General features: G+C 75.1%; 1 protein-coding gene and 1 pseudogene. Both read left to right on the top strand.

Annotation, left to right across the window (positions count from 1 at the left end):
* Positions 1–263: hypothetical protein (locus tag G3I40_RS21710; RefSeq protein ID WP_164303805.1), on the top strand; the 263-nt coding region annotated here is incomplete at its 5' end.
* Between the two features lies 1 nt (position 264).
* Positions 265–1,395 (top strand): annotated as a pseudogene (locus G3I40_RS21705) (ABC transporter permease); the annotation flags it as partial.

Below are 1,395 nucleotides of genomic sequence, written 5' to 3'. Positions count from 1 at the left end.
CCGAGCAGGGCATCCTCGTGGCCCTCGCGCTCCTGGTGGGCGTGGGGCTCGGCACGTTCCTGACCCGGGCGGTGGTGCCGCTGATCGTGCTGACCGGCGACGCGACCCGGCCCGTGCCCGACGTACTCGTCCGACTGCCCCTGCACCAGGTGGCGTTGCTGCTCGTGGGCGTGGCCGTCACGCCCGTACTGATCACCGCGGGTCTGGCGCTGCGCAGGCCGCCGCGCGCCGCGACCGCGCTGCGCGCCCAGGGAGGCGAGTGAGATGGCCGCTGCGACGAAGGCCGTGGCGCCCTGGGTACGCACCCGGCTGCGCACCGCACCGGGGGCGGCGGCCGCGCTGTTCCTGCTCGTGCTGCTCACCTCGTGCCTGGCCGCCGCGTTCCCGCGGGCCGTGGACCGCTACGAGGACAAGGGGCTGCGGCAGGCCGTCGCCGACGAGGCGCCGAGCCGGATGATCCTGAACATCACCGCGTCCGACTCCGACGCCGGGCTCCCGCCCGAGTTCCAGGGCGAGAAGCCCACGGCCCGCGCGATCGGGGCCGCGTACCGGAAGATCACCGCCTCGCTGAAGGAGCCGTTCGTCGCGGACCCGCGCGAGTCGTCGTACGGGGCGCGCAGCCCGGAAGGCATGGCATCCCCGGAGGACTGGCTGCCCCAACCGGACGGTCTGCCGCCGGAGTTCACGATGTACGCGCAGAACGGGCTCGCCGCGCACACCGAGGTGACGGCGGGCCGGCTGCCCGGCGCGGACTTCACGGCCGACCGGATCGAGGCCGCCGTGACGCGGGACACCGCACGGCGGATGCACCTGAAGGTGGGCTCGGTGCTGCACGTCCCGGGCGCCGACGCACGCCCGATCGCCGTGCACATCACGGGAGTCGTCGTCCCGCGCGACGCCTCGGGCGCGTACTGGTCGGCGACACCGCTGCTGCGCACCGCGGCGCTGCGCAGCACCGACGCGATACCGCCCTCGCACTTCTGGGCGGCCGGCCTGCTGCTCCACCCGGACGCCGCGCCCGCGCTCGTGAACACCTCGGGCCAGGCCGAGCAGTACTGGCAGATCGCCCCGGACACCTCGGCGTTCACGGCCCGCCGGATTCCCGCCCTGAAGGCCGGGCTGGCGTACACGATGAACGGCCCCGGACTGCCGGCGGTGCGCAAGGCGACCGGCAGCACGACCACGGACGTCAGCAGCGGCCTGACCGATGTCATCGCCCGCTTCGAGGAGTTGCGCTCCGGCATCACGCCGGTGGTGGCCGTCGCCGCGTACGGCACGGGCACCGTCGCCTGCATCGTGCTGCTGATGGCGGGCGGCCTGGCCGCGGACCGGCGGCGCGCCGAACTCGCCCTGCTGCGCTCGCGCGGCGGTTCGCTGCGCGGCATCGGCGGACGG

The sequence above is a fragment of the Streptomyces sp. SID14478 genome, assembly GCF_010548525.1.
In the GTDB taxonomy this organism is placed as follows: domain Bacteria; phylum Actinomycetota; class Actinomycetes; order Streptomycetales; family Streptomycetaceae; genus Streptomyces.
This window is presented reverse-complemented; position numbering and strand designations above follow the sequence as displayed.